This window comes from Orrella marina (genome assembly GCF_003058465.1).
In the GTDB taxonomy this organism is placed as follows: Bacteria; Pseudomonadota; Gammaproteobacteria; order Burkholderiales; family Burkholderiaceae_B; genus Algicoccus; species Algicoccus marinus.
Window position 1 is genome coordinate 1,899,604 of the sequence record NZ_CP028901.1, and the last position, 25,099, is coordinate 1,924,702.

The 25,099-nt window shown below is 55.0% G+C and carries 22 protein-coding genes and 1 pseudogene; 15 read left to right on the top strand and 8 right to left on the bottom strand.

Going from position 1 to position 25,099, the window contains the following annotated elements; translation table 11 throughout:
* Positions 1-4 precede the first annotated feature (4 nt).
* The gene (locus DBV39_RS08500) at positions 5-1,186 is read right to left on the bottom strand and encodes an acetyl-CoA C-acyltransferase family protein (RefSeq protein WP_108621166.1); all 1,182 of its coding nucleotides are present in this window, start codon (positions 1,184-1,186) and stop codon (positions 5-7) included.
* A gap of 191 nt (positions 1,187-1,377) precedes the next feature.
* Here DBV39_RS08500 and DBV39_RS08505 point away from each other — a divergent pair, with 191 nt between their 5' ends.
* Positions 1,378-2,394, top strand: a complete 1,017-nt coding sequence (locus DBV39_RS08505) for an LLM class flavin-dependent oxidoreductase (protein WP_108621167.1) — start codon at positions 1,378-1,380, stop codon at positions 2,392-2,394.
* On the opposite strand, the gene DBV39_RS08510 is transcribed toward DBV39_RS08505, so the two are convergent.
* Positions 2,370-3,635, bottom strand: coding sequence for a class I SAM-dependent methyltransferase (locus DBV39_RS08510; RefSeq protein ID WP_108621168.1), 1,266 nt, complete (start codon positions 3,633-3,635; stop codon positions 2,370-2,372). The genes DBV39_RS08505 and DBV39_RS08510 overlap by 25 nt on opposite strands.
* A 360-nt stretch (positions 3,636-3,995) precedes the next feature.
* Here DBV39_RS08510 and rpmB point away from each other — a divergent pair, with 360 nt between their 5' ends.
* The 14 genes from rpmB (at position 3,996) to DBV39_RS08580 (ending at position 18,168) form a co-directional block, all read left to right on the top strand.
* A complete protein-coding gene (rpmB, locus tag DBV39_RS08515) occupies positions 3,996-4,232 on the top strand; it encodes a 50S ribosomal protein L28 (RefSeq protein WP_108623182.1) in 237 nt (78 codons plus the stop codon).
* A 39-nt stretch (positions 4,233-4,271) separates the two neighbouring features.
* Positions 4,272-4,439: a 50S ribosomal protein L33 gene (gene rpmG, locus DBV39_RS08520; protein ID WP_108621169.1), complete on the top strand. Its 168-nt coding sequence runs from the start codon at positions 4,272-4,274 to the stop codon at positions 4,437-4,439.
* Between the two features lie 412 nt (positions 4,440-4,851).
* Positions 4,852-7,515, top strand: coding sequence for a leucine--tRNA ligase (gene leuS / locus DBV39_RS08525; RefSeq protein ID WP_108621170.1), 2,664 nt, complete (start codon positions 4,852-4,854; stop codon positions 7,513-7,515).
* 96 nt (positions 7,516-7,611) lie between these two features.
* Positions 7,612-8,244 carry an LPS-assembly lipoprotein LptE gene (locus DBV39_RS08530; protein ID WP_227870871.1) on the top strand — a complete coding sequence of 211 codons (633 nt, stop codon included), beginning with the start codon at positions 7,612-7,614 and terminating at the stop codon, positions 8,242-8,244.
* A gap of 12 nt (positions 8,245-8,256) precedes the next feature.
* Entirely contained in the window at positions 8,257-9,306 is a 1,050-nt protein-coding gene (holA, locus tag DBV39_RS08535) for a DNA polymerase III subunit delta (protein WP_108621171.1), read from the top strand.
* A gap of 160 nt (positions 9,307-9,466) precedes the next feature.
* Positions 9,467-10,726: a glutamate-5-semialdehyde dehydrogenase gene (locus DBV39_RS08540; RefSeq protein ID WP_108621172.1), complete on the top strand. Its 1,260-nt coding sequence runs from the start codon at positions 9,467-9,469 to the stop codon at positions 10,724-10,726.
* Between the two features lie 6 nt (positions 10,727-10,732).
* Complete coding sequence (locus DBV39_RS08545; protein ID WP_108621173.1) at positions 10,733-11,155, top strand: CopD family protein; 423 nt, start codon at positions 10,733-10,735, stop codon at positions 11,153-11,155.
* Between the two features lie 11 nt (positions 11,156-11,166).
* Entirely contained in the window at positions 11,167-12,765 is a 1,599-nt protein-coding gene (locus DBV39_RS08550; protein ID WP_108621174.1) for a THUMP domain-containing class I SAM-dependent RNA methyltransferase, read from the top strand.
* 486 nt (positions 12,766-13,251) lie between these two features.
* Complete coding sequence (locus tag DBV39_RS08555) at positions 13,252-13,482, top strand: hypothetical protein (protein ID WP_108621175.1); 231 nt, start codon at positions 13,252-13,254, stop codon at positions 13,480-13,482.
* 125 nt (positions 13,483-13,607) lie between these two features.
* The gene (locus DBV39_RS08560) at positions 13,608-14,135 is read left to right on the top strand and encodes an RDD family protein (RefSeq protein WP_108621176.1); all 528 of its coding nucleotides are present in this window, start codon (positions 13,608-13,610) and stop codon (positions 14,133-14,135) included.
* Between the two features lie 101 nt (positions 14,136-14,236).
* Entirely contained in the window at positions 14,237-15,919 is a 1,683-nt protein-coding gene (locus DBV39_RS08565) for a class I adenylate-forming enzyme family protein (protein WP_108621177.1), read from the top strand.
* A 46-nt stretch (positions 15,920-15,965) separates the two neighbouring features.
* Positions 15,966-16,487, top strand: a complete 522-nt coding sequence (locus DBV39_RS08570) for a gamma carbonic anhydrase family protein (protein ID WP_108621178.1) — start codon at positions 15,966-15,968, stop codon at positions 16,485-16,487.
* Complete coding sequence (hslO, locus tag DBV39_RS08575) at positions 16,487-17,419, top strand: Hsp33 family molecular chaperone HslO (RefSeq protein ID WP_108621179.1); 933 nt, start codon at positions 16,487-16,489, stop codon at positions 17,417-17,419. The genes DBV39_RS08570 and hslO overlap by 1 nt, the downstream gene beginning before the upstream one ends.
* Positions 17,420-17,574: 155 nt before the next feature.
* On the top strand, positions 17,575-18,168 hold the full coding sequence (locus tag DBV39_RS08580; RefSeq protein WP_108621180.1) for a pilus assembly protein: 594 nt from the start codon (positions 17,575-17,577) through the stop codon (positions 18,166-18,168).
* 38 nt (positions 18,169-18,206) lie between these two features.
* Here the strand turns inward: DBV39_RS08580 and ftsB are convergent, their stop codons facing one another.
* The 6 genes and pseudogenes from ftsB to DBV39_RS08610 form a co-directional block, all read right to left on the bottom strand.
* Positions 18,207-18,509, bottom strand: a complete 303-nt coding sequence (gene ftsB, locus DBV39_RS08585) for a cell division protein FtsB (protein ID WP_108621181.1) — start codon at positions 18,507-18,509, stop codon at positions 18,207-18,209.
* Positions 18,510-18,520: 11 nt separating this feature from the next.
* Positions 18,521-19,807 carry a phosphopyruvate hydratase gene (eno, locus tag DBV39_RS08590; RefSeq protein ID WP_108621182.1) on the bottom strand — a complete coding sequence of 429 codons (1,287 nt, stop codon included), beginning with the start codon at positions 19,805-19,807 and terminating at the stop codon, positions 18,521-18,523.
* Positions 19,808-19,887: 80 nt separating this feature from the next.
* Entirely contained in the window at positions 19,888-20,736 is an 849-nt protein-coding gene (kdsA, locus tag DBV39_RS08595) for a 3-deoxy-8-phosphooctulonate synthase (RefSeq protein WP_108621183.1), read from the bottom strand.
* Positions 20,733-22,385, bottom strand: coding sequence for a CTP synthase (locus tag DBV39_RS08600; RefSeq protein ID WP_108621184.1), 1,653 nt, complete (start codon positions 22,383-22,385; stop codon positions 20,733-20,735). The genes kdsA and DBV39_RS08600 overlap by 4 nt, the downstream gene beginning before the upstream one ends.
* A gap of 41 nt (positions 22,386-22,426) precedes the next feature.
* The gene (locus tag DBV39_RS08605; protein WP_108621185.1) at positions 22,427-24,247 is read right to left on the bottom strand and encodes an aminopeptidase P family protein; all 1,821 of its coding nucleotides are present in this window, start codon (positions 24,245-24,247) and stop codon (positions 22,427-22,429) included.
* Between the two features lie 198 nt (positions 24,248-24,445).
* Positions 24,446-25,098 (bottom strand): annotated as a pseudogene (locus DBV39_RS08610) (CoA transferase subunit B).
* Position 25,099 lies beyond the last annotated feature (1 nt).

Sequence of the window (25,099 nt, forward strand, 5' to 3'; positions counted from 1 at the left end):
TTAGTTACGCACGCTCGAAAATGGCGGCAATACCCTGGCCACCGCCAATGCACATCGTCACAAGCGCATAGCGACCACCTGTGCGATGCAACTCATGAATGGCTTTGACCGTCACAATGGCACCGGTCGCACCAATCGGGTGACCCAGTGAGATGCCACTACCGTTCGGATTCACTTTCTCAGGATCAAAACCGAGTTCCTTGCTCACTGCGCACGCCTGAGCCGCAAAAGCTTCGTTGGCCTCAATGACATCGATCTGGTCAAGTGTCAAACCTGCACGCGCAAGCACAGCCTTGGAAGCCGGCACTGGACCAATGCCCATGATATCGGGATCGACGCCAGCATGCGCATACGCAACAAGACGTGCCAGTGGCTTTGTGCCATGAGATTTCAATGCTTCGCCGCTCATGAGGACAACGGCTGCTGCACCATCGTTGATACCCGATGCGTTACCGGCTGTGACCGTGCCATTTTCCTTGACGAAAACGGCTCTCAATTTGGCCAGCCCCTCTGCTGACACATCGCTGCGTGGGTGCTCGTCCTTGTCAAACACGACTTCACCCTTGCGCGTCTTGATCACAACAGGAACAATCTGGTCCGCAAACCGTCCTTCGGCCACAGCCTGCACGGCCCGCCTGTGCGACTCCACTGCCAGCGCATCCTGCTGCTCGCGAGTGATCTCGAACTTCTTCGCTACGTTCTCAGCTGTGACACCCATGTGCATCCGACCAAACGGATCGGTCAGCGCAGCAACCATCATGTCAGTCACTTTGGTATCACCCATCCGTGCACCCGAACGCATGGCTTCGGACAGATAGCCACCGCGACTCATATTTTCTGCACCGCCACCGACCGCAATCTCAGTGTCTCCCAGCAAGATGGACTGAGAAGCCGAGACGATCGCCTGCAGTCCGGACCCGCAAAGGCGATTCACGTTGAACGCCGCAGTGGTCTCTGGCAGACCGGCATTCAGTGCCACTACCCGCGACAGATAGACGTCACGAGCTTCGGTCGGGACCACATGACCGAATGCGAGATGCCTGACCTCGTCACCGGGAACCGCGCTGCGCTCAAGCGCAGCCTTCACAACAGTCGCCCCCAGATCAATCGGCGGGACATCCTTGAGGCCCCCGCCGAAGTCACCAATCGCTGTCCGGACAGCTGATGTAACCCACACTTCGCGCATAGTCTGCTCCTTACGTTTAATAGGAAGAAATATCACCAGGGCCCGAACAGTCTCTTTGATTTTCAGGCCCCGACTGACTTACTCTAGGACAACATGACAAAACCTGGCCAAGCCAGGCTGGCTGATCACATTCAGATTACCTGAGTCGACTCTCAGCATAACGCAACGACCGTATAAATTTTTGGCTAATTATGACTATCCCTTATTCTATTCTGGATCTTTCACCCATCCCGGAAGGTGCCGACGCTGCAACCGCCCTCTCCAACACCCGGGACCTCGCCCAGCACGGTGAGGCGCTGGGATATCGGCGGTACTGGGTGGCAGAACATCACAACATGAGCGGTATAGCGAGTTCTGCGACAGCTGTTCTGATCGGAAACATTGCTGGTGCAACCCAGACAATCCGTGTTGGTTCTGGCGGCATCATGCTTCCAAATCACGCTCCGCTGATCATTGCCGAGCAGTTCGGCACGCTTGCAACTCTCTATCCAGGAAGAATTGATCTGGGTCTTGGCCGTGCGCCTGGAACGGACCAGCAGACCGCCCGAGCGCTCAGACGCGATCTCCAGTCAAGCAGCGACCGCTTCCCGCAGGACGTTCTTGAACTGATGGAATATCTGGGCCCACAAGCAGATTCGCTCCCAGTCAGGGCGGTACCCGGAGCTGGTACGGAGGTACCTGTCTGGATTCTGGGTTCGAGTCTTTTCGGGGCTCAGCTTGCTGCACATTTCGGACTTCCGTATGCATTTGCTTCGCACTTCGCACCGGCTGATCTCATGGATGCACTGGCCATTTATCGCCAGACGTTCAAACCATCCCGGCATCTGTCCAAGCCTTATGCCATGGTGCTTGCAAACATCGTCGCAGCCGATACGGACGATCAGGCCAGACATCTATTCACATCGGTCCAGCAACAGTTTGTTCGCATGCGACGCAATACACGCGGAAAACTGCCGCCTCCCATCGAAGACATTGAAAGTTTCTGGACACCGGTAGAAAAGCAGTTTGCGAGCCAGATGTTGTCCTGTGCAGTGATGGGGTCACTTGAGACAGTCACCCAGGGTCTGCAGGCACTGGTTGACAGGACGCAGCCACAGGAACTGATGTTTACCGGGCAGATTTACGATCATCAGGCGCGCCTGCACTCGTTCGAACTCGCAGCGCAAGCCATGAAACAAGTCAATCAACCATGTGAGTCGTACATGTAATCTCTGCGCCACGGGTAGCCCAGATCTTCAGGCAGATCAAGCTCATCTGGTCTGCCGCGTGTCGGCAAATGGTGACCAACTATCTGGTACAGCGCAATCCACCCATTTTCGAATCCGGCAGCACATCCTGCGAGGTAAAGTCTGTATGCCCGCAAGGCCCGCTGCCCCTGTTCCGAGCTGAGAATCGTTCGCGCCTGGTCCAGACGGGCTTCAAGCGCATCGCTCCACGCCCACAGCGTACGCGCGTAGTGTGGGCGCAAATTCTCGACATCGACCGGCTCCAGCCCGGCATTGCCCATCTGAGTCAGCACATGACCAATATGGGTCAACTCCCCTCCCGGAAAAATGTACTTTTCAATGAAGTCACCCATACCATGACCAAGCTGGTCATTCTCAACCCCGCCCGCTGTGATCCCGTGATTCATGATGAGACCACCCGGCTTGAGCAGGCGACGCAGTTGATCGAAATACACGGTCAGCTGCGCCCGTCCGACATGCTCGAACATACCAACTGACGCTATCTTGTCAAAAGGGTTGCCTGAATCGAGTTTACGATAGTCAAGCAACTCCATTCGCACCCGTCCCGAGAGCCCTTTCTCTTCAATCAGTCGATTGACATAGGCATGCTGGTTTCTGGACAGTGTGATCCCGGTTGCATCGACACCATAGTGCTCTGCTGCCCACAAGAGCAGGCCTCCCCAGCCTGCGCCAACATCTGCAAATCGCTCTCCCTCTGCCAGACGGAGTTTGCGGCAGATATGATCAAGCTTGGCTTGCTGCGCCTGCTCGAGATCCATCTCCGGCGTTCGATAGTAAGCGCATGAGTACACTCTTCTGGGATCTAGCCACAGCGCATAAAAGTCATCTGACAAATCGTAATGAAACTCGATGTGCCTGGCATCTCTTTCAACCGAGTGACGCCACACCGAAATCAACTGCTTGACAAGCGTTCCGAACACCCCCTGGCGCGCCGCCTCAACCGGCGAACTCGGAAGCATCGCCGTGGCGGCGGCCATAAGATCGCGCATCGGACTGCGGATATCGATACGCCCCTCCACGTAATCTTCGCCAACTTTTCCAATATCACCCGATGCCAGATTCTTGAGTGCTTTGAGATCACTGACAATCAGTTCGACCACAGCGTTGCCGGACCCGATCCGGGTTCCATCTGGAAGATGCAACTGCACTTCAACAGGCAAACTGGCTATTTTTTTTTCAACCAGACTAACCAGCGGATTCAAGACTATCCCCCTTATGTCCAATTCCATCAATTTCGACATCCCCGGACAAGGATGTATAAACGAGCACACAAAGAAATGTATCCAATTTTCGTCATTTGCGAAACCTTCCAGACGAATTCCTCAACCTCGACTGATGACACATTCGAAGACCTTTTCGCACAGGGGACGGATCAAGCAACGACGCTAAGTTTGCGCCACGGTTACGATTCGGGATATACTTCTCGGTTTGGCGGGTTTGGCTTTGGGCTCCTCAGTGGTCGGGAGGGCGTGTCAGAGTCTGTTTTCCTGCGATAAACGCTGGCAGAACATGATCTGGACAGCCAGACACATACCCCTAGCAAATTTTTGAAAGGTGCAACCATGGCACGAGTATGCCAAGTAACTGGTAAGGGCCCCATCACGGGCAACAACGTATCTCACGCAAACAACAAGACCAAGCGTCGCTTCCTGCCTAACCTGCAGTCACACCGATTCTGGGTTGAGAGCGAGAACCGCTGGGTTCGCCTGCGCGTCAGCGCGAACGCGATGCGCACGATCGACAAGAACGGCATCGATTCCGTTCTGGCAGATCTGCGTGCTCGTGGCGAAATCGCCTGAGCGCCTGAGCTTTACTGACGACTTTAAGAGAGATTCATCATGGCCAAAGGCATTCGAGAAAAAATCAAGCTGGAGTCGACCGCAGGTACCGGTCACTTTTACACAACGAGCAAGAACAAGCGCAACACGCCTGACAAGATGCTCATCAAGAAGTACGACCCGGTCGTGCGCAAGCACGTCGAGTACAAGGAAACCAAGCTCAAGTGATTCGGGGTTGGCGAATCAGAACAGGGTCATAGATCCGCTCTGTCTCGTCAGTCACGCAACACCTTCATGACTTGAGCGACAGGCGTAGTCCAGATTTGCTTGAAGCACGCCTTGCTAGGGGATCTTGCAGGTTCAGCATCCTCCACAACCCTGTGTGATCTCAAATGATCCACTTGCGTCAGGAGTGGCAACCGTGTCGTTACTGTCATGCGTATCAAGGTGTAAATGAGCCATCATTCAAAGCCCTGCAAACGCAGGGCTTTGTTCATTTCAGGACAATCACGCCATACCTGCGCGCAAGCTTCCTATAATGAGTGGTTTCCATGATCACACCAGGACCCTCTTACTGCCCCAATCTCTGACCGGGGCCCATCCTGGACAATCCCAACTTTTTAGCTGAATCGACAAACGCATGCAGGACCGTTACCAGCCCAGCCTCGTAGAGGCCACCGCCCAAGAATTCTGGAAGAGCAAGGACGCCTATCGCGTTACCGAGAACGCCGTAGACGGCAAAGGCAACCCCAAGCCGAAATTCTACGCTTGCTCGATGCTGCCCTACCCCAGTGGCAAACTGCACATGGGGCACGTGCGCAACTACACCATCAACGACATGATGACTCGCCAGTTGCGTATGAAAGGCTACAACGTCCTGATGCCGATGGGATGGGATGCTTTTGGCATGCCCGCCGAGAACGCAGCGATCAAGTCCAATGTACCTCCAGCAAAATGGACATACGACAACATCGCCTACATGCGCAAGCAAATGCAGGCGATGGGGCTGGCCATCGACTGGTCACGTGAGATGACCGCGTGTGACCCCAACTACTACAAGTGGAACCAGTGGCTCTTTCTCAAGATGCTGGAGAAAGGCATTGCCTATCGCAAGACCCAGGTTGTGAACTGGGATCCTGTCGACAATACCGTGCTGGCCAATGAGCAGGTTATTGACGGCAAAGGATGGCGTTCTGGCGCGACAGTCGAGAAGCGCGAGATTCCCGGGTACTACCTCAAGATCACAGACTACGCCGAGGAGCTCCTCACAACCGTACGTGACAAGCTTGATGGCTGGCCAGACCGTGTACGTGCCATGCAGGAAAACTGGATTGGCAAGAGCGAGGGTGTGCGCTTTGCCTTTACCCACGACATTCGCAACAGTGACGGCGATCTTGTCAATGATGGGAAGATGTACGTGTTCACGACTCGCGCTGACACAATCATGGGTGTGACATTCTGCGCAGTGGCACCTGAGCATCCTCTTGCTCAGATCGCTTCCGCGCGTAATCCGGACATTGCTGCGTTTATCGAACAGTGCATGAAAGGCGGCCAGACAGAAGCCGAGATCGCCACTCGCGAGAAAGAAGGGATGGACACAGGCCTCAAGGTCACCCACCCCATTACGGGAGACTCGATTGCGCTCTGGGTCGGTAACTACGTACTCATGAGTTACGGCGATGGTGCTGTCATGGGCGTGCCCGCACACGATGAACGCGACTTTGCTTTCGCAAACAAGTATCAGATTGAGATCCGTCAGGTTGTTCAGGTCGGCTCACATACGTTTGATAACAAGGTCTGGAATGACTGGTACGCAGACAAGCAAGCCGGCACCCTCATCCAGTCAGGACAGTTCGACGGATTGACGTCAACTCAGGCGATCGAACAAATCGCCAGCACACTTGAAGAGAAAGGACTCGGGGCTCGCAAGACAACCTGGCGACTGCGCGACTGGGGCATCTCACGCCAGCGCTACTGGGGCACACCAATCCCGATTATTCACTGCGAAAGTTGTGGTCCCGTTCCCGTCCCGGAAAAAGACCTCCCCGTCGTGCTGCCAGAGAACCTGATCCCCGATGGGAGCGGAAACCCGCTGACAAAAGACGAGGCCTTCCTGTCGTGCTTCTGCCCGAGCTGCGGCAAGCCAGCCAGGCGAGAAACCGACACCATGGACACCTTTGTCGACTCCTCCTGGTACTTCATGCGCTACACCTCACCCGATAGTAATGAGGCCATGGTCGATGAGCGTAATGACTACTGGATGCCCATGGACCAGTACATCGGTGGTATCGAACACGCAGTCATGCACTTGCTGTACGCACGGTTCTGGACCAAGGTCATGCGTGACATGGGCCTAGTCAAGTTCGATGAGCCATTTACACGCCTGCTCTGCCAGGGGATGGTGCTCAACCACATCTACTACGCACGCAACGAACGCGGCGGGATCGAATATTTCTGGCCAGAGGAAGTTGAGAACACTTACGACGCGAAGGGTTCTATAACAGGCGCCACTCTGAAGTCAGATGGTCGTGAAATTATCTACGGTGGCGTGGGCACCATGTCGAAGTCCAAGAACAACGGTGTGGACCCGCAATCACTGATCGATCAGCAGGGTGCCGACACCGCGCGACTTTTCGTCATGTTCACGAGCCCCCCAGAGCAAACGCTGGAATGGTCAGACTCGGGTGTGGACGGATCTCTGCGCTTTCTCAGGCGCCTCTGGGCAAGCGCCTACAACCATCAGAGGGTAATCACTGAGGCCGTCCCGGGACTTGCAACGACAGACTGGTCAAAAGCCTCTCCTGAAGTCGCTGATCTGCGTCGAACCATTCACAGCCTGCTCAAGCAGACTGATTATGACTACGAGCGGATACAGTACAACACAGTGGTTTCCGGCACCATGAAAATGCTCAACGCCATTGAGAGCGCCAAGCTTGATTCTGAAACCCTGTGTTCGCAAGCATTGGCAGAGTCGTTCAGCATCCTTCTGCGAGTTCTTTACCCCGTAGTCCCGCACATCACCTGGCAACTCTGGAGAGAGCTTGGACTTGAGAAGGTGCATGGGGACCTGCTGGATGCCGCATGGCCGCAGGTAGACGCCAGAGCGCTTGAATCGGACGAGATAGAACTGGTGTTGCAAGTCAATGGCAAGCTGCGTGGCAGTCTGCGTGTCGCATCGAACGCAACCAAGCCAGAAATTGAGTCGCTGGCCGCCGCGCACGAAGCTGTCGCAAAGCATCTTCAGGGGTCGGCTCCCAAGCGTATCATCGTGGTTCCTGGCAAGCTGGTGAACGTCGTCGGCTAAGTGCAGATCCTCAAGGTTCTAACGCGACACGCGCGCCTGGAGCCTGGGGACAGAAAGGAAATTCAGGTGATCAGTCATCAGACAAGGAGTGGGCTCATGAAGCAGCTGGCACAGCACATGCAGGAGGCACGGACTGCGTTTGCAACAGGTAAGCAGCAGCGCGCAAGGTCTGCCATATGGCCTGGATGGGCGCTCATGCTTGCTCTGACGATCCTGCTGACCGCCTGCGGATTCAGGCTGCAAGGCACGACTCCGTTACCCTTCGAACGGCTGTCCATCACCATTCCCGACAACACGCAGTTTGGAGCAGATGTGCGGCGTGCAATTCGTGCGGCGTCTCCCGACACAGTCATTGTTTCAAACGAACCCCTTCTCAAAGGTGAGAAACCAAACTTTCAGGCTCAACTGCAGCAAGTGTCTGTCAGTCGCAACATACGGGAAGTTTCTCTCAACCCGCAAGGTCGAGTGGAAGAGTACGAGCTGACCCTGATCTTTACATTCCGGCTTGTCAATGCACGAAGCGAAATCATCCTGCCCGACACCACTCTTGTCACCGTTCGAGATCTGCCATATGACGACAACGTAGTTCAGGCCAAGGAAGGTGAAATCGCCACCCTGTTCGAACAGATGCAGCGCAGCATGGTGGATCGACTCATGCGCCGGATCACTTCTCCGGATGTCATCCAGACTTACGAGCGTCTAGAGCGCAAAGCTGCGCAGGAAAAATGAGGCTGCGGCTCTATGCGAAGAACTCAGCCTGCAGCCACGCCCGAGGCAACCTTGGCCAGAATCAAGCAGCTACCCGGCCTGATCGTGATCACTGGAGACGAGCCGCTGCTGGTCATGGAGGCAGCTGATAGCCTGCGTGAACGTGCCCGCGAGGAGGGCTTTACCGACCGTCACAGCTTCGTGATGGACGCCCGCAGTGACTGGCAGCAGATTTCACTCGCAGCGGGTGCTGGCTCGCTGTTTGGTGACCGACAGTTGATCGAAATCACCATGCCAAGTGCCAAGCCCGGCAAAACAGGCGGCCAGGCCATCAGCAATCTCGCCAAGACGCACAGTTCGTCTGTCGTACAGGACGCCTTGCTTGTATTCAAGCTGCCAGAGCTTGACCGACAAAGTCGAGAAACAGTCTGGTGCAAGGACCTTCTATCGAACGCGCTTGTGCTCGAGTGTGCAGCCATCCCCAGAGCCGCCCTGCCCCAGTGGATCGAAACACGTCTGGATCGTCAGCACCAAACGACAGATCGCGACACTCTTTCCTGGATGGCTGACCACGTTGAAGGCAATCTGCTGGCAGCACACCAGGAGGTACTTAAGCTCGGTCTGCTTTATCCCGAGGGCAATCTCAGTCAAGAACAAGTTCAGACGGCAGTCATGAACGTCGCGCGCTATGACGTGATGGCACTACGCGACGCAGCCATAGACGGACAGGCAGCCAGGGCTTTGCGTATTCTTGAAGGACTAAAGGCAGAAGGAACGCCTACTCCACTCGTTTTGTGGGCTCTGAGCGATGAGATCCGAAATCTCGCTCGCGTATACGAGAAAACACGTCAAGGCTTGCGAGCGCAGGAGGCCATGAAATCCCTGCGGATTTTTGGTGTCAGAGAGCAGCGACTGTCTCGACTGATGGATAGACTCGGTTCTCCACTGGTTGACAGCCTTCTGTCGCATGCTCATGACGTTGACCGTCTTGGCAAGGGCATACCCGTTCAAGGACGTCTTGATGATGTATGGCAAGAGATGTCCAGACTGACGCTTCGACTTGCCACCAGCCGATCACGCTAAACTAACAGCCTGAGCCGCATTGCCCGACGGGCCTGGATTGAACTGCGTCCCGAAATTTCACTAAAGATTTCTCATCCTTCATGAGAAAGGATCCTCGGTGATCATCCACGCGGGCTCTGGTAAAACTAACGGCAAACACCGAATCAGGAATTTGGTAATAATGAACTCACTCGAACAATCTATTCTTGCAATCGGACAGCAGGCTCGTGCAGCCGGCCGACTCATGATGAAAGCGTCTGACCAGCAAAAAGCAGACGCTTTGCTGGCCATGGCGGACGCACTAGACACATCACGCCCTGAACTGATACAGGCCAATGCGAAGGACTTGCATCGAGCCCGGGAGCGCAACCTGGACGCCCCATTGCTCGACAGGTTGACCCTCTCTGAAAAGACACTTATCGGTATGGCGCAAAGCCTGCGACAGATTGCGGCGATGCCTGATCCAGTCGGAAGTCTGGGTCCGACTCAGGTTCGTCCCAATGGCATGCGGATTGCACAGATGCGGGTTCCACTCGGTGTCGTTGGCATCATTTACGAGTCAAGGCCAAACGTCACGATCGACGCTGCAGCGCTGTGCGTAAAGTCTGGCAATGCGACCATTCTCAGAGGCGGCAGCGAAGCGATCAACAGCAACATGGCGCTGGCGGAGATCATCTCGGCCGGGCTCAGGAATGCCGGCCTGCCCGGGCAGGCCGTTCAGCTGATTCCGACGACCGATCGGGACGCAGTCGGTTACCTCGTCACCATGACCGAATATGTTGACGTGATTGTTCCGCGTGGCGGCAAAAGTCTGATCACCCGGCTTTCGGAACAGGCGCGTGTTCCCATGATCAAGCATCTTGACGGCAATTGCCATGTTTACATTGACTCTGCTGCCGACCTCGACAAGGCTCACGACATCGCCTTGAACGCAAAAACCTACCGTTACGGGATCTGCGGCGCCATGGAAACCTTGCTGGTTCACCGGACAGTCGCCAGTACGATCCTACCGAAGCTTGCCGATTCCTTTACTATGAAGGGCGTCGAACTCAGGGGCTGTCCTGAAACGCTTGTCATACTGCCTGACGCCACGCCAGCCTCGGATAGTGACTGGGCTGAGGAGTACCTGGCCCCGATACTGGCGATCCGCATCGTCGACTCCATTGACCAGGCAATCGAACATATCGCCCGGTGGGGCTCTGGCCACACAGACTCAATTGTGACTCAGGATGTGGATGCCGCGAGCCGGTTCGAGCGAGAGGTCGATTCCAGCTCTGTCTATGTGAATCTGCCTACCTGCTTTGCGGATGGCTTTGAATACGGTCTTGGCGCCGAGATCGGGATCAGCACCAATCGTCTGCATGCCCGCGGTCCTGTCGGACTAGAAGGGCTCACAACCCAGAAATGGGTGTTACGCGGCAACGCGCAACTGAGAGGCTGAGCCATCATGCTTTGGGTCAAGACGCTCCACATCGTGTTCATTGCATCCTGGTTTGCAGGACTTTTTTACCTGCCCAGGATCTACGTCAACCTTGCTCAAGCCAAAGATGCCGCGTCTCGCGACACCTTGCTCGGCATGGCACGGCGTCTGTACCGTTTCATGACCATCCTGGCCATTCCGGCAGTTGTACTCGGACTATGGCTTTACCTTGGATATGGGATTGGGCTTGGGGCCGGCAACGGCTGGATGCATGCCAAACTGGCACTGGTAGCTGTCCTGCTGATCTACCATGGGATATGCAAACATTACCTGAATCAGTTTGAAGCCGGCACTGTTCGCCATTCGCATGTGTTTTTTCGGTGGTTCAATGAGGTACCGGTATTACTGATGCTGGCCGTCACGGCTCTGGTCGTGATCAAACCCTTTTAAATCGATCTTTCATGTCAGACTCAGACCAGAAGCCACCATCCAGCACTAAGACACTGACCATCAAACGATCTGGTGGCAACGAATCAACACGCGACCCAGGCCTCTCGGCCAAACGAAATGCAACTGGCGCCCGGGCGCACCGGCTTGCGCGCCTGAAGGTCGAAAAGCAGAAGACAGAACGACATGAACAACCCGCAGAACCTTCTGAACAAAGACGCCCACCCCGCTCGCCTGGCGCAGTCCGTCCTGCTGGCCGAGATGCGGGTCCGGCACGCCAGAAAAGCAGTGCTCCTCGCAATCGACCCGACAACAACAATGCCCCCAGGACTCGACCCGAACACCTTCGCCACGGACGCCCGTCCGACGAACGCAGGCCGGATAGATCGGTGCACACCGGCAATACCCATACTAACGAGCCACAAGCGGTCTCCCGCAGACAAGCCCGTGCGCAGCCGGACCGCAATCCATATGAAGGCTTGCACAGAGCGTTTGCATCCTGTCCTCGCGGTCTTGAGGAGGTCCTGGCAGCCGAACTAAACAGCATTGGACTCAAAGCAGTTCGTGCAGGCCGTGCAGGTGTCCATTTCGAGGGAGAGTGGATCAGCATCCAGAAGGCCAATCTTTACAGCCGCCTGGCGACCCGTATCCTGGTTGAGGTCGCCCAACGTCCTGTCAATCAAGAGTCCGATATTGCGGACCTTGCAAGGGCAACTCGCTGGGAGTCCTGGTTCGGTCCGGATCACACTCTGCGCGTCGACACATCAGCCATCAATAGTCCCATGAAAAGCCTGCAGTTCTGCAATCTGCTGGTGAAAGACGGTATTTGTGACAGACTCAGAGATATCGAAGGCGCCCGCCCCAGTATCGATACAGTCAGGCCTGATGCGCGCGTGCACCTTTTTCTATCAGACACCACAGCAACACTGTATCTTGACACATCCGGCGAGTCGCTTTTCAAGCGGGGATGGCGATTCGACAAAGGACAGGCGCCCATTCGTGAGAACCTCGCAGCAGGTCTTCTGGCGCTCACGGGATGGAAACCTGGCACACCACTGCTGGATCCATTTTGCGGTAGCGCAACTATCCTGATCGAAGCCGCGTGGATGGCACTGGACATCGCACCTGGCATCAATCGCCCGTTCGCCTTCGAGCGTCTACGACACCACGATGCCTTGCAATGGCAGTCGCTGCGACGAGAGGCCTCAGACCGGATCCTGACAGAAACAACGGCACCGATCATTGGCTTTGAGATCAGTTCTGAAACACTTGAGATGGCCCGGCGTAACCTGACTCGAGCGCGAGTACCGGCCAACGTTGTCAACCTGCTACATGCTGATGCGTGTCAGGAAGAGTGCCCAGTTGCGCCCGGACTGATCCTGACCAACCCCCCGTACGGCATCCGGCTTGAAGCAGAAAAGGACTTGATGACTCTCTGGGCCAGTCATCTGAAACAAGCTTATGCTGGCTGGCAAGTCGGCGTCATCAGTGCCGATCTCGAACTGCCGTCGGCAATGCGCTTAAAACCAAGGCGGCGAGTTCCCGTCTTTAACGGTGCGCTCGACTGTCGGCTGTTCCTGTTCGATCTTGTGAGCGGTGGTTACCAGAAATAACATCCTCCAGACACAGGGCTTGATCAGTCGTCCTCCACGTATCCGGCTGATCTCATCCTGTGTCTATGCTCCTTGCCAGGCTGATCACAGCCATGTGATCTATTGATGACTCATCAGTGTGCGTTTTGCCGGTAGCCATTTAGCGGCCTGCACGAACTCGTTCATCTATTACCAATCCGGTCACTTCAATCCTGGCTGGTTCTTCGAAGCACTCTCGCATCTTGTTTGACTTCACTTGAATACGTCGACGACCACGTGTGCCGGGTAATGGCCCCACAAATCCATCAAAGCCCCCCCCTTCCTCCTGTATTCACATGCCGATGTGCAACAGAGCATGGCACGAAAAGGGCTAATCAGACACTGGCCTGTAACTAGGTATTGCAATGTACTGGGGTTTTCCCTATAATTAGGGTATTCCCTATAATTAGGGTATTCCCTATCAGGTAAACCCTGATCCTGATGGTTCACAAATCAAAAAGGTAAATCATGAATACGAAAAACATTAACGAATCAAACGAAATCCATTCTCTCCTGAACATTTCGAAGAGTTTCGACCCCCTGCTCGCCGAGCGTGAAATCCGCGCCGCTGCGCAGCAGGAACTTGCCAGAGCAATCATTCGCTCGATCAAGGTCGGACTGAACAACATCTCCAGCGTCATCAAAGATGCATCAGAGCTTCGCAGCAAGTATGGCGCAACCAACAACGGTGCCGTATGACCCGTTGCAAGCCGGATAGCAGTTACTGATCGCTATCCGGCAGTTTGATCTGACCAGTCGTGCAGTCTTGCGCGCAATAGCGGATAATGCCGGTATTTACATGCCATCGCAATCGGTCAGCGTCAATGTCTCTTTCAGTTCCCTCCCCTAGTCATACCCTTCCGGAAGCATCGCGCGGCAAGCGTTTCGCCAGCATGATGTACGAAGGCGTTCTGCTATTTGCAGTCGTTTTCATTGCCGATTACCTGTTTGATGCACTGACGCAAAGTCGGCACGGCCTGACACTCAGGCTTGAAAGACAGGTCATCCTCTTTCTGGCAATTGGAGTCTATTTCTTCATCTGCTGGCGTGCGGGTGGACAGACATTACCGATGAAAGCCTGGCATATCAAACTGGTCAGCCAGGATACGAGCAGACCATCAGCTGTTCAGCTTGTTGGACGCTACATGGCAAGCTGGATTGTGCCGCTAGTCGGAATGGCCATGATTCACGCAGTCGTTTTAAGCACGGGATTACGGGCCATTTACCTGTTTGCAGTCGGTGCACCATTTCTGATTTTCATTCCAACCTGGTTTCGTCGGGACGGCCAGTTCCTTCATGACGTCATTTGTGGCACTCGCATCGTAGATATCCGCCAGGCGATAGGTGCTTAATCGCAAAATTATGCACTGAGACGCCTGTAACTGTTGCCAACTCTTCCAAGCTGGTCCATGCTACGCGTTGGATAAGAATAATTGGGATCCGCCCGTCACGCATGACTGATCTGTACCGCCCCCTGAGAGACGAATTCGCCTGGCACGTGCCAAGGTTCATCAACATTGCCGATCGTTGCTGCCAGCAATGGGCGGAGGAACACTCTCACTCCAAATCAGTAGCTATCGAGATTATCGGACCTGATGGCTACGCACAGCGATCGACCTTTCAGGAGCTTGCTGAAACCAGCTGTCGACTCGCCAATGGCCTTGAAAGAATGGGAGCCAAGCCTGGAGATCGCGTTGCAGTCATCATGCGTGACAGGGTCGAAGCACTTGCAGTCATGATGGCCTGTTGGCTCAAACAATGTATTGTGGTCGCCTTGCCGACCACGGAGCATGGTGACGTCATGACGCAACGTGTGCGTCAGTCACGATGCCGCATCGTCTTTACGGATGACAGTGAACCTGACAAGGTATTCTCGGCGTTGCAACGGTGCACTCGCGTCCAGCAGATCGTCGGTCTGTCGGTTGAAGCTGAAAACGCCATGTCCTGGTCTGGACTGCTTTCGAGACAGCCAGACGCTTACCGAGTCGAGCCGACGCGATCTCAACAACCAGCCCTGCTGGCCTGGCCCACGCGTTCTTCAAGCGCATATCCGCCGCAAACCGCGTTTCTGGTGGCCCATCAGGCATTGATCGGCAATCTGACAGGATTCGTGTCCGCCAATAACTGGTTCCCCAAAGACGCGACTGGAATGCAGTCATCGGTCTCGATGATGTCTGAGGCTGGTTTGTTCGGTGTCATTCTCCCATCCCTGTATTTTGGAGTGGGTGTCAGACTGCAACCAACACTTCCTCACAGTTTCGAGGCACTGTCCCAGGGAGCGCTGAAGATCTCGCACATCAATACAACCTCGGGCATGCTGTGCCAATGGTTGCGCCGCTCACCTGTCTCGGCTGAATTCAATCTCAAGGGACTCTCCGTCTTTGGAGAATTGCTCAACGGTTACTGGCGAGATCTTGCAAGCAACCGTTTTGGCATTCAACCGAATCTCGTAACGTTTGTCCCCGGATGCGGATTATTGTGGGGAGATAGCCATCCCATGTGGCCGACTGATCCCGACAAAGCTGGCAGGGTCTTTCCCGGACATAAACTCGTTGAACGTTCGGCTGGTCTGTCAGGGCCAGGGACCAGCGTCTGCAAGGAGATTTATGCGTGTCGCTCAGATCATACGGGAGATCCGGATCCAGCCATCTATGTGGGAGTCTGGCCATTAAAGGACCCGGCCGATGTTCATGAACCCATCGACATGGTTCCAGAGCATCCATGCGGTCTGGTTGGTGAGCTCAAAGAGGATGGATCGGTTCATCTAGCAGGCTGGTCCGATGATCTGCTGCTCACAGGATCCGCAGCACTCCACCCTCTTGCTATCGAACAGGCGGTGATGTCGATTGATGAGGTCATGATGGCTGCCGCCATTCATCCGCCAAGTCGCAAACCTGCCTCCGATGTTGCAGAGATCTGGATTGTTCTCGAGCTTGATAGCGCGACCAGCATTTCGTCTGCTCAGCGCACCGGACTGCGTAATCGTATACTGGAGGTCATTCGAGGCATGGTCGGCAACAGTCGTGTCAGACTCGGCATCTCGCAACGCATTTCGATCGACACCAGCGGACACCCAAGGCGTGACCTGCTACGTGTCCGACATGGGCTCAGTGGAGTCCAGCCGTTGTCAGCATGAGTGCGGTCTGCGCCACTATCGAACATATTTATTCAGGAATTTCAGTATGGCTTCATATCAGATTGATGATCTTGCTCCCCAGATCGATCCTACCGCCTGGGTTTTTGATAATGCGGTGCTGATCGGCGATGTCCGCCTTGCTGCAGGTGCAAGCGTCTGGCCAGGTGTGACCATCCGGGGTGATAACGCCCCCATCACCGTAGGAAAGGGTAGCAACATCCAGGAAGGTAGTGTTTTGCACGTTGACACCGGGGTGCCGCTAACCATCGAAGATCACGTCACCGTCGGTCACCAGGCCATGCTGCATGGTTGCACAATTCGCAGTGGGTCACTGATCGGCATGCAGGCCATCATTTTGAATCATGCTGTCATCGGCAAAAACTGTCTGATTGGCGCAGGAGCGATCGTTCCGGAAGGACGTGAGATACCTGAGGGCAGCCTTGTCGTCGGTGTTGGGAAGATTCTCAGAACGCTATCTGAAGAAGAAATCGAGCAGATGCACCGTAACAACACCACCTACGAAGAGCGTGCGAAGCGATACGCCAAGATACTCAAGCGGGTTGACTGATGAGTGAACAGTCATCATCCGATCAACTGAAAAAGTTTCTGCTCGACGATCGCAGTGCGCGTGTCAGTGCGGTCGAAATGGAGCACGTCTGGCATGAAGCGACCCATCGGCACCAATACCCGCTCGCCGTTCAGGAACTACTCGGGGAGTTGATGTGTGCGGCGGCCTTACTGGCGTCGAATCTGAAATTTGAGGGTGCCTTACTGCTGCAATTGCAAGGGAATGGCCCCATCAGGCTGATCGTTGTCGAATGCCGTTCCGACATGTCTATGCGGGCAACGGTCAAGCTCGGTAGTGGGGAGATCGGAGTACAGACCGGATTAGGTGCTTTGATCAACCCGGACGGTGATGGCCGATTTTCCGTGATTCTCAATCCCCCCAAGGACGCACCCAATCTGCACCCTTATCAGGGGATTGTGTCGCTTGAGTCTGAGAGTGTTGGAAAAGCCATCGAGCAGTACATGCAGCAATCAGAACAGCTCTCCACCAGGTTGTGGCTATCTGTCACACCTGAGCGTATTAGTGGACTGATGCTTCAGAAACTACCAGTTACCGGCGGCACATCCGGAACCAGTCAGGACCAGGCCGACTCGTCCTGGGAACACGCTCGAATGGTCTGTGAGACGGTCACTTCGTCCGAAATGGCGTCTGTTCCAACCGACACACTTCTGGAACGCCTGTTCTGGGAGCGACCGGTGTTTAACCTTGAGTCCAGAACCGTTCACTGGCATTGCGGATGTACGCGCGATCGAGTAGCGTCAATGTTGCAATCACTTGGCCAGAGTGAAGTGCAAGATATCGTTCAGAACGAAGGACAGGTCGAGGTGACATGCGAATTCTGTGGCGAGAAATATGCGTTTAATCAACAAGACGCCACAAACATTTTCCTGGACCCCGACAACCCTTTGGACAGCACGACCACGCTCCACTGACGGACCGCACTCGCTGCTAAACCAGAGAAGAGCACTAATCCACGTATAGATCCATCATTCTGACAGTCTCAGGATTATGGATCTGGCAAAACAAGGTGGTCAATTGTTGACACTGCCAATTGCCAGCAACCGTACGAATCGCGCAGAATCTCTGCATGATTTGGCTTTCTCAAAGACACCTCGCTTTTAATCGAGCTTCAGGTCAGGCATCTGTCGAGTGGCTCATTGCTGCCTCGGCAGTGGTCACCCTGCTCTGGCTCGTGATTGAAGCGACGCAATGGTTCACGCTACACCATTTTCTGTTGCTAAACGCCCAGAGGGCCGCTGAGCACGCCGCGACACAGGGTGGACGACCGCTCGTTGCCCATCAGTATCTCTTCCGAAATCTGAAGCCAGACTCACTGCGCCTGGGCCAGGTGTGTGTTCTGGACCATGTGGAGGATCTACTGGCGGACTTCAAAGACCCAAATCTGAGTCGTCAGGCAGGTCAGGATGTCATTCGCCACAGTCACATTGCGGCCCAGCATCAAAGAAACCAGGCAAAAGGCTGGCAAAACGGCGTAGGACCAAGATCAGATAAAACAATCGCTCAGGCAAACTTGCTCAACCTGAGCGTCACGGCATACCAGCCTGTCACCCTGCTCTGGCTACGGCCTATTATTGGACGTGAGATCCGCTTGAAGGTCGTGGTACAAACTGTCATGCAAAGCAGCCGAGAGAAAATCGACTGGCCTTGCGCTGGCTACTGAAGGATCCGCCCTGCGCAGGAACAGAAAGCCGGACAAGGTTACGGTCTAGCAGGAGTCTGTGCACCATTATCATTCGGCAAAATCTGCACAAATACCTCACTACGATGCATCAAGCCGAGATCCGCACGGGCTCGTTCCTCTGCAGCCTCGGTTCCCGTACGAAGATCCTCCACTTCTGCCTGCATCGCTTCATTCCGTGCTCTGAGGCCATCATTGGTCAGACGCTGCTGGGCAATTTCATCACGCATGTCCATGACCTCAAACCATCCACCGCGACCCATCCACAGTGGATACTGGATCAGTAGAAACAGAACCAGCAAGCCCGTAAAGAGGAGTCGCATCGGATCGAACCTTAGCGCAGGTTATAGAACGCGTCGCGTCCCGGATAAGACGCCACCTCAGCCAGTTCTTCCTCAATGCGCAACAACTGGTTGTACTTGGCCATACGATCAGAACGTGACATAGATCCCGTCTTGATCTGCATCGCGTTGGTGGCAACCGCAATATCAGCAATGGTGGAGTCTTCTGTCTCTCCCGATCTGTGTGAAACCACGGCCGTATAGGATGCGCGCTTGGCCATTTCGATTGCAGCAAAAGTTTCTGTCAGCGTACCGATCTGGTTGATCTTGATCAGTATTGAGTTAGCGACACCTTGATCAATCCCCTGTTTCAGAATCTTGGTGTTTGTCACAAACAAGTCATCGCCCACCAGTTGCACCTTCTTGCCCAGAAGATCCGTCAACGTCTTCCAGCCCTCCCAGTCATTCTCCGACATGCCGTCTTCAATGGAGATGATCGGATACTTGTCGCACCAGGTGGCCAGCAAGTTGGCGAAGTCCGAGGATGTCAGTGAAAGGTTACCCTCACCCGCGAGCTGGTACTTGCCGTCACGATAGAACTCGGATGCCGCGCAATCCAGTCCAAGCGCAATCTGTGTACCTGGCTCATATCCAGCCTGCTCAATCGCCTTCAGGATGAGCTCGATCGCGGCCTCATGATTTGCCACATTTGGCGCAAAACCACCCTCGTCACCCACTGCAGTTGACATGCCTTGCGCATCGATCAGCTTCTTGAGCGCATGAAAGGTCTCGGCACCCATCTGCAGGGCATGGCGGAACGAGGTCGCACCGATGGGCAGAATCATGAACTCCTGCATATCCAGAGAGTTATTGGCATGTGCACCGCCGTTGATAACGTTCATCATCGGAACCGGCATGCTCATGGGGCCACTGCCACCAAAGTAGCGATACAGTGACAGCCCTGACTCTTCAGCGGCTGCGCGAGCGACCGCCATGCTGGCTGCGAGAATGGCGTTGGCCCCCAGACGCTCTTTACTTTCTGTACCGTCGAGCTCAATGAGTGCCCGGTCGATGAAACTCTGCTCCTGTGCGTCGAGTCCCATCAACGCCTCGGAAATATCGGTATTCACATTCTCGACAGCCTTTAACACACCTTTTCCAAGGTAGCGTGACTTGTCACCATCACGTAACTCGATCGCCTCGCGCGCTCCAGTTGAGGCACCGGAAGGAACAGCAGCGCGACCCATAGCACCCGATTCAAGCAATACATCACACTCAACCGTCGGGTTGCCGCGAGAGTCGAGAATTTCGCGACCAATAATGTCAACAATTGCGCTCATATCAAAGAATTCCTGAAATGGAGATTGAAATAATGAATATCTGACCAGAAATCGCTCACTGGAAACAATGCCTCTGGACCTTACAAGCCAGTCGCCAGCACGCCAGACTGCTTGACAGCACGATCAATGGCCTGAAGGCAGGCAAGCAGACCAGGCATATCATCAAGCGGCACAGCATTAGGCCCATCCGATAACGCCTTCCCGGGCTCGGGATGGGTTTCCATGAACAGGCCCGACACTCCGGCTGCAACTGCGGCTCTGGCGAGTACGGGCACAAACTCTCGCTGTCCCCCTGATGATGTTCCTTGGCCTCCAGGCAGTTGCACCGAATGCGTCGCATCGAACACAACTGGACAATCTGTTGCCCTCATGATCGCAAGCGAACGCATGTCGGAGACAAGGTTGTGGTATCCAAACGACGCCCCACGCTCACAGACCATGATCTGTGGCAGGACTCCAGCCCGATCGGCCGCATCTCTCGCCTTTGCAACAACCTGAAGCATGTCTTCTGGCGCGAGAAACTGTCCTTTCTTAATGTTTACAGGCTTGCCACTGACAGCACACGCCTCGATAAAGTCCGTCTGTCTACATAGGAATGCGGGTGTCTGCAAGACATCCACGACCTCGGCAACCGGCTCAACCTGGGTGATATCGTGCACATCCGTCAAAACAGGCACATTCAGTTCGCTACGAACGTCGGCCAGAATCTTGAGCCCCTCGGTCATGCCTGGGCCACGGTAGGACTTGCCAGAACTGCGGTTGGCCTTGTCGAACGAACTTTTGTAGATGAAAGGAATCCCCAGACGATCGGTGATCGCCTTGAGCCGACGTGCGGTCTCGAAGGCCATTTCGCGAGACTCGATCACGCAGGGCCCGGCAATCAGAAAAAAGGGCTGGTGCAGACCGACTTCAAATCCGGCAAGATTCATACTGACTCCTGAGCTGCCTGTCGACGAGCAAGGGCCGCGCGGACGAAACTCAGGAACAAGGGGTGTCCGTCACGAGGAGTGGATGTGAATTCAGGGTGAAACTGCACACCCACAAACCACGGATGTTTTGGAAGCTCCATGATCTCAGGGAGATTCTCGGTGGGCGTGCGTGCACTGATCACCATGCCCGCGCCCTCAAGTCTCGGAACGTACACGTTGTTTACCTCATAGCGGTGGCGGTGACGCTCATTGACCTGATCGCCATAGATCTGATGAGCAAGTGTGCCTTGTGCTACTGGACATTTCTGTGACCCTTTGCGCATGGTTCCACCAAGATCCGACCCCTCATGCCGGGTTTCGGTCCGACCCTCTCGGTCCATCCACTCGGTAATGAGTGCAACCACCGGATGAGGCGCTCCAGGATCAAACTCTGTGCTGTTTGCCCCGCCAAGACCGGCAACATGCCGCGCAAACTCGATCACAGCGAGCTGCATACCAAGACAGATTCCAAGATAGGGCACGCCATTCTCCCGGGCATAGCGGATGGCTGCGATCTTGCCTTCCGTACCTCGCTTGCCAAACCCCCCCGGCACCAGAATGGCATCGAAAGACTCGAGCATGTCCGTACCCTGCGCTTCGATTTCTTCCGAATCGATGTAGCTCACATTCACTTTGCTGCGGGTGTGTATACCAGCGTGAGCCAGTGCCTCGGCGAGCGATTTGTAGGACTCGGTCAAATCAACGTACTTGCCAACCATGGCGATATTGATTTCGTGCTCGGGATGGTCGATGGCTTCAATCAGACCTTCCCACACAGATAGATCTGCCGCCGGCGCACTGATACCAAGCGTCTCGCAAATCAGATTATCCAGACCCTGGTTGTGCAGCATACCGGGAATCTCGTAGATCGAGCTGGCATCCCATACCGAAATCACAGCATCAAGCGGCACGTTCGAGAACATGGAAATCTTGGCACGCTCGTCATCCGGAATGGGACGATCAGCACGGCAAAGCAAGGCGTTCGGGGTGATACCAATCTCGCGCAATTTCTGAACCGAGTGCTGGGTCGGCTTGGTTTTAAGCTCCCCTGCCGTCGCGATAAATGGCACCAGAGTGAGGTGCACGAATGCAGTCTGGTTGCGCCCAAGTCGCAAACTCATCTGACGAGCCGCTTCAAGAAATGGCAAAGACTCAATATCGCCAACCGTACCACCGATCTCGACAATGGCCACATCGGTTGCACCGTTCCAGGCCTGAGTGGCTCCCCGGACAATGAAATCCTGGATTTCGTTGGTGATATGGGGGATCACCTGAACCGTCTTGCCCAGATAGTCGCCGCGACGCTCCTTGCGCAAGACAGACTCGTAAATCTGGCCAGTTGTAAAATTGTTGGCTTTGCGCATCTTGGCCGAAATGAATCGTTCATAGTGACCCAGATCCAGATCGGTCTCGGCACCATCTTCTGTCACAAAGACTTCCCCATGCTGAAACGGACTCATGGTTCCGGGATCGACGTTGATATACGGATCCAGCTTCAGCAGCGTGACTTGCAGCCCCCGCGACTCCAGAATGGCACCCAGAGAGGCCGCCGCGATACCCTTACCCAGTGAAGAGACAACCCCACCGGTTACAAAAACATATTTGGTCATAGATTGACGCCCTGATCAAAGGCGCTCGTGGGAAATTTGGATTATAGCGACAGCGGCTCGGTCCGATCCAGCAACCATTGCAAAGCCGCACCCTTCACACGAGGCTCAAGGGCCTCCCGTACACATCTATGATAGTCGTTAAGCCACTGGATTTCGTCATCTCGCAGCATGGCTGGCAAAATGCACCGGGTGTCAATGGGGCACAACGTCAACGTTTCGAACTCGAGAAACTGCCCGAAGTCGCTTTCACCCGCAATCTGGCAACACACCAGATTCTCGATTCGCACCCCCCATTGGCCCGGCCGGTAAAGACCAGGCTCGTTGGAAGTCACCATCCCGGGTAGGAGCGCCATGTCAGCATGGATCGGGGCTTTGTATGACAAAACCTGCGGTCCTTCATGCACATTCAGGAAGTAACCGACTCCATGGCCTGTCCCGTGCCCATAGTCGGTCAGTCTTTCCCAGAGTGGGGCACGTGCAACCGCATCTAGCAATGGCGCAGCCAGCCCTTGCGGGAATCTGGCACGCGACATGGCGATCATGGCACGCAGGACGGCAGTACAATCCTCTGCGGCCAGCTTCGGCAGCTCCCCGATCGGCACCATCCGGGTAATGTCTGTCGTACCCCCCTGGTACTGCCCACCCGAATCGATCAAAAGCAGGCCATCGCCCTCTATCACTGCGTGCCGCGCAGTCGTCGCCCGGTAATGCGGCATGGCACCATTGGCCTGAAACGCTGCAATCGTCGAAAAACTGCGAGATACAAACCCCGACTGCGCCGCCCGAAAGTCAGTCAGTACCTCATCAATCATCAACTCATCCAGTCTTTGCTCACCACGCCTCGAAATGGCGGCCTCGAGCCAGGCAAAAAACTCGCACAACGCGGCACCATCGCGTCGCATGATCTCGCGCCAGTTGTGGAGTTCAGCAGGCGTTTTCTGAGCTTTCAGGAGCGTGGATGGATTCGTGGCCCGAACATGTTGCGCTGAAGTCGTGCCAAGCAAGGCACAAACCGTCTTACGTGGATCAAACAACAGTCGATCGGCACGATTCAACCTGTCGACATCCTGCTGAATCAACTCATAGGCCTTGACTCGAATGCCTTCATGCAACAGTTCGGCCCGAAGAACCTCACTGATTTTTCGCTCATCTACATACAACTCAACATGGTCGGACGTAATGAGCAGGTGCGCAAGAAACACCGGATTGAACTGGACGTCGCTCCCCCGCAGATTGAGAATCCAGGCGATATCATCCAGTGTGCTGACGAGGTGATGCGAGGCTGAAAGCGCCCTCATGCGCGCACGCACGGCTTGAAGCTTCTCTCCTCTTTCACGACCTGCAACCTCCGGCGTGAGAGATGTGACGGGCTCGACTGGAAGCCCGGGACGCTCCTGCCAGACCTGTCCAGGCAGATCAAGGTCAAGACGGATAGTGACGGAGTCATCAATTGCCACGCGCAGGGATTCGAAGGCAGAAACTGACAAGGTCCGCCCGTCCACCGCAATCACACCTGGCCGACTGAGGTAGCGATCAAGCCACTGAAGATAGGACGTATCAAGTGCGCTCTGGATACGTTCGATTGTGAAGCCTGAGCCTTCAAGCTCGCGTTCGGCTTGAACCCAGTATCGACTGTCCACCCACAATCCTGCCTGCTCGGCCGTCACAATCACCGTTCCAACTGATCCTGTAAACCCGGTCAGCCACTGCCGGATTTTCCAGTGGTCGGGCAGGTACTCGGAAAGATGAGGATCTGCAGAGGCAATCAGGCAAGCGTCCACATCATGACTGGCCATGGAATGGCGCAACGCCTGCAACCGCGCCTCGAAAGCGTTCTCGCTGATGCTGTCTTGACGATTCATGGTGTGCCGGAAAAGTTAAGCATTAGAGTTGACTGAAATGAGAATGAACGGAGCCAATGTACGGGTTCAACAATGCATCAAGGCGACATGTCATGACACGAACTGGCCATCGATATGAACAGTGCGCCAGAAGGCGCACTGTTCATATCGGCAAGTGGACGCATGCAAACCGCGCCACAAACAGGAGCCTGCTGACATTCAGGCGACTGCTGAAACATCCAGTTTCGCCGACGTTTTTTCCTGAATCTCCTGAACGGTCACACCTGGTGCCACTTCAGTCAGCTTCAGCCCATCGTCTGTCACCTCAAACACACCCAGGTCAGTGATGATCAGATCCACAACGCCAAGACCTGTCAGAGGCAAGTTGCACTCGGGCAACAGCTTCAGGTCAATGGTGCCATCTTTCTTGGTGGCAACATGCTCCATCAGAATGACGACGCGGCTCACACCAGCCACCAGATCCATTGCACCGCCCATGCCCTTGACCATCTTGCCAGGAATCATCCAGTTAGCCAGATCACCTTTCTCGGAGACCTGCATCGCACCCAGAATGGCCAGATTGATCTTGCCCCCCGGATCATGCCAAACGAGTCTGCCGAAGAAAAAATCGATGACCCAGGCAATGTAGTCACTGTCTGCTTGCCTGCATTGATCATGTCCGGATCGACCTCATCTTCCTCCGGAAACGGACCGATGCCCAAAAGCCCGTTTTCTGACTGCAGCCAGACCTCAACTCCTTCCGGTACGTAGTTCGCCACCAGAGTCGGCATACCGATACCCAGGTTGACGTAAAAGCCGTCCTGCAGCTCGCGCGCAGCGCGTGCGGCCATTTCTTCACGTGTCCAAGCCATG